General features: G+C 62.5%; 6 protein-coding genes. 4 read left to right on the forward strand and 2 right to left on the reverse strand.

Going from position 1 to position 2,288, the window contains the following annotated elements; all coding sequences use genetic code 11:
• The first annotated feature begins 127 nt into the window (after positions 1–127).
• A complete protein-coding gene (locus RHBS_RS27045) occupies positions 128–691 on the forward strand; it encodes a hypothetical protein (RefSeq protein ID WP_145977640.1) in 564 nt (187 codons plus the stop codon).
• Positions 692–887: 196 nt separating this feature from the next.
• Here the strand turns inward: RHBS_RS27045 and RHBS_RS27050 are convergent, their stop codons facing one another.
• On the reverse strand, positions 888–1,124 hold the full coding sequence (locus RHBS_RS27050) for a hypothetical protein (protein WP_128646880.1): 237 nt from the start codon (positions 1,122–1,124) through the stop codon (positions 888–890).
• 3 nt (positions 1,125–1,127) lie between these two features.
• Positions 1,128–1,352, reverse strand: coding sequence for a hypothetical protein (locus RHBS_RS27055; protein ID WP_094695436.1), 225 nt, complete (start codon positions 1,350–1,352; stop codon positions 1,128–1,130).
• A gap of 121 nt (positions 1,353–1,473) precedes the next feature.
• Here RHBS_RS27055 and RHBS_RS27060 point away from each other — a divergent pair, with 121 nt between their 5' ends.
• From RHBS_RS27060 to RHBS_RS29885, 3 genes are all read left to right on the forward strand, one after another.
• Positions 1,474–1,698 (forward strand): hypothetical protein, encoded by a 225-nt coding sequence (locus tag RHBS_RS27060; RefSeq protein WP_128646881.1) that lies wholly within the window; start codon positions 1,474–1,476, stop codon positions 1,696–1,698.
• 26 nt (positions 1,699–1,724) lie between these two features.
• Positions 1,725–1,913: a hypothetical protein gene (locus RHBS_RS27065; RefSeq protein WP_128646882.1), complete on the forward strand. Its 189-nt coding sequence runs from the start codon at positions 1,725–1,727 to the stop codon at positions 1,911–1,913.
• Positions 1,914–2,058: 145 nt separating this feature from the next.
• Positions 2,059–2,288 (forward strand): hypothetical protein (locus tag RHBS_RS29885; protein ID WP_236745422.1); only part of this gene is annotated, 230 nt, incomplete at its 3' end.

Below are 2,288 nucleotides of genomic sequence, written 5' to 3' on the forward strand. Positions count from 1 at the left end.
GGGGGCCTGATTTGTTTCGTGAACTGGTCGTGAACTGCCGGCCGTGTTGCAACCCGTCCTGCGGGATCGACCCAATATTGTGTGTGAGGTGCCGCTTACACCCGGCGGTCGATTTTGGGGGAACGCCATGGATCCAATTGTTCTGATCCCTGTTGGTGCGGCGATGATCGCGTTCGGAGGCGCGTACATCGGCGCGCGAGTAAACAGGGGTGCCACACGGTACTCAGCCAGACTGCAGGCACTACAGCGGATGCGCGACACCGAGATAGACATCCTCCGCGAATACGGCGACGCCCTACTTGAGGCAACTATCCAGGTGCAGAGTTACACGTTCGCGGTACCCCAGGAAGAACGAGTACAGAACACAATTTCAGCGGAGAACTGGCCAGAGCGCCGGGCAGCGGTCGAACCGGCGTTACTAGCTGTTCAGCGCGCGGAGTTCCTAGCCGCGGGCCTACCCTGGCCGAACGTAGTGGCCGCTCACAAAGCTGCGCACGAGTTGCTGATGGCCGCCCTCGTTCCAACTGGCGACGGACGCGACGCCTGGGACGAAGGCATAGATGAAGACGAAAACGTCCTTGTGAAAGCACTCGACGCGGTGTCGGCGGAAAGACGTCGCCTGTTAGAAAACTACCCTGTGGACGTCCCCAAGAACCGATCAGTGGGAAAACGAATTGGTCGGGCGACTTAAGGCAGCTTCATACGCGCCCATGCCCCTTTCGACGACCACGCCCCTGACTGATCATCTGGGCCATGGCGGTACCGGATAGCCCCGCGTCCCCACACAAGCGGGGCTATCCGGAGTGGAGCGGAACGACAGCGGTAGGAAATTCGGCCTAGGCCGTGGGGGGGGTCCAATCAGCCCCCCGGCAGGGCGTCCCTATCGTTTACCGAAGCCTCCGCGGCGCAGCTGGCGACTTCTCTGCCGGAGCCGGATCCTCGACGCGAAGCCACACGCCGGGGCCGAAGATCGTTGTCTTCGGCTCGTCGCCGCCCTCGTAGATGAACAGCGCCCCGGACGCGTGAACCTCGTACTTCGAGTCCGTGAACACGGTTGTGCCCCGACTACTACTTCCCTGGTAAGTGACTTTGAACGACTTCACAGCCGTGTTTTCGAGTGCCATGGTTCAGCCTTCCGTGCTGGTGTCGGTGTCGGTGCCGATCGCTAGGTCAATGCGCTGCCACACACCCGGCCCCCACACCAGCTGCTTACCGCTCGATTCCTGAATCAACAGTGCGCCGGAGGGGTCCAGCTCGAACCTGCCTTCGTACTCGTGCCGATACAGTTTGCCCATTCCGAACGGAATTGTCTGGACGAGGAACTTCTGACGCGAATTATTTGTGAGTGCCATGGGCGGCAGTGTGCCAGTCGAGTCCGACAAAACAGGCGATGCCGCCCACGTTCATTCACTCGAACGACGCCGATCCGACGCCGACCGGCGTTGACTGATCGTCATGTGGAACAAACGAGTCGTGACCGAGAAATGTAACGCCGCCGGCCTGACAGTGGACGAGGCCGGTCAAAGATCGGGGATCCGGGATCTGCAGGGTCAATTGGACCGAACGATCCCCTACCACGACGACTCCACGGCGCTGGGCCGCACACTCGGCGTCCCCGAGTACGTACTGACCACAGCCGATCCCGAGAACTGGGTACAGGTGTCACCGACAGAATGGGAACTCGCGCCTGGTCAGTAGCGTTCCATACCCCCTAGACTGGGACCATGACCCTGGCGTCGGATTACCGCAAACTGGCCCGCGAACAGACGACCCTGGCCGACCTGCAGGCCCGGACGAGCCGACAGATCCGTGACCGGATCCGTCGCGCCTTCGCCGACGGTGAGAGCTGGCAGGACATCGCCGAAGCCACCGGCCTGTCACGGGCGCGGATCTACCAGCTTCGATCCTCATAAACTGTTGCTGCACAACGACATTGGGGTATTAGTCCCCCACGCGACCCTGGCGATGCCGCGCGTATACATCGCGGGACACTGACCTGGGGTGTCCCAGGGGGGGTACCCCGATAAATCCCCTGGTCAGGGGCCTAAGCCCGCCAGGATGGCCACATATCGGCTGGTCAGCGGCCTAGGCCTGGACATGGAACGGCCCCGGCTCCGTGGCGAAGAAGTGGAAGCAAAGACGCCGGGAGTCGGGGCCGTGGGAGCGGCCGCTGCGCTGTTCCACCAACGCAGCGGCCGCTCCGGGTGCGCCGCCAGGGGCACCAGGGGAAACGGAAGCAAACCCAATCCCCGGCGGCGCTACCGCTGTCAGCGGTCCGGGAAAGACGA

This window comes from Rhodococcus sp. BS-15, assembly GCF_000813105.1.
In the GTDB taxonomy this organism is placed as follows: domain Bacteria; phylum Actinomycetota; class Actinomycetes; order Mycobacteriales; family Mycobacteriaceae; genus Rhodococcoides.

Coding starts and splice junctions, on each gene's coding strand:
- RHBS_RS27045 (WP_145977640.1), top strand. CDS start 128: ATGGATCCAATTGTTCTGATCCCTGTTGGTGCGGCGATGATCGCGTTC.
- RHBS_RS27050 (WP_128646880.1), bottom strand. CDS start 1,124: ATGGCACTCGAAAACACGGCTGTGAAGTCGTTCAAAGTCACTTACCAG.
- RHBS_RS27055 (WP_094695436.1), bottom strand. CDS start 1,352: ATGGCACTCACAAATAATTCGCGTCAGAAGTTCCTCGTCCAGACAATT.
- RHBS_RS27065 (WP_128646882.1), top strand. CDS start 1,725: ATGACCCTGGCGTCGGATTACCGCAAACTGGCCCGCGAACAGACGACC.